The organism is Vibrio sp. SG41-7 (assembly GCF_014164465.1).
Lineage (GTDB): Bacteria > Pseudomonadota > Gammaproteobacteria > Enterobacterales > Vibrionaceae > Vibrio > Vibrio splendidus.
In genome coordinates, this window is record NZ_JACJFF010000292.1 from 1 (window position 1) to 1,155 (window position 1,155).

At 43.1% G+C, this 1,155-nt stretch carries 1 pseudogene; it reads left to right on the forward strand.

Features of this window, described 5'->3' with window-relative positions:
- Window positions 1-122: 122 nt before the first annotated feature.
- Window positions 123-713 (forward strand): annotated as a pseudogene (locus tag H5300_RS26715) (hypothetical protein); the annotation flags it as partial.
- Between the last annotated feature and the right edge of the window lie 442 nt (window positions 714-1,155).

Genomic DNA, 1,155 nt, shown 5'->3' on the forward strand with positions numbered 1-1,155 from the left:
TTATTTCAAGCCGCGAGGTCGAGGGCTCGAGGCTATAGAAATACAGCCACTTTCATCACCATGATCTACATGATAGCGAGCCCTGCCGCTGAAATATTGAAATCCACTTGAAACGTCGAAGAGCCGATATCTTCTCGTATTACGTTTCGCAGGCCTCTCAAACAAGCGAATACCTTTCCCACAATGTGACTATCTTATTGGCGCTGAATCGTGTTTACCGTGAGTTAGAGCCATCTCAAGTTCCTGCATTCCTTAACCGCTTCACTGAATTTGTCACATCGACAAGTTCTGACGGCGACCGAAGCACTGACATAAGCCAAGTCGTAGAGCTCAATAGCGTATTACAAGCATGCTTCAAACAGTTTGGTTTCTTTGGGCACAATCTCATTACGCTTACGTGGATATTGCGTTGTAAGGAAGAGTTGTCGAAAGAGCAATATGACGCAATGCTTTCTAATCTTTATCGACAGGCCAATAGTCCATTAGAAGATCCAGACGATGAGATTGATCAAGCTATCTTGGTGCAGTGTCAAAGCTCAGATAATTCAGATGAGTTCTATGACAATGTCCACCGATTGGTTTTTGGGTATACATCGAATCTACACCAGATAACCCTAGCGGATGCATTGTGCTTTCTTCACGAACGATTCCCTGCACATACATCGGAGCTAAAGCACATAGCCGAGTATCAGTGTCGTCTGTTAGAACAGTGAGTTTAATTAGGACGTTGCATTTAACTTATGCAACGTTATCAGTCTAGTTAGCGCAGAAGTACAACTTACACGCTAATCAGGTCTCAAACTGAAAAAAAGAGCTACTCGATAATACTGCTATGCTCTTTACTTCTGAAAACCAGTCCGGTGTCAAATATGGCTCACATATTACGGATCTCCTACGCAAAGGCGAACGTTTGCCTTTTGTTTCTCGGAATTTAATTGCAACAGTAAATCACACACAAACGTAGAGGTAGCGCACAGAATCGAAAAAGGGGATATCGCGATTACGTAATCATTGATCTAGCCGATAGTGAGACCCGATTTCAGATAATAACTGCGACATTCATGGAAAGGTGTAGAAGAGAAAGCCAACTGCCGAAAGTGGTACGCTCTTCTCGCCAAAGAAACAAGCAGTACTACCATGAATTATCAGCAGTTG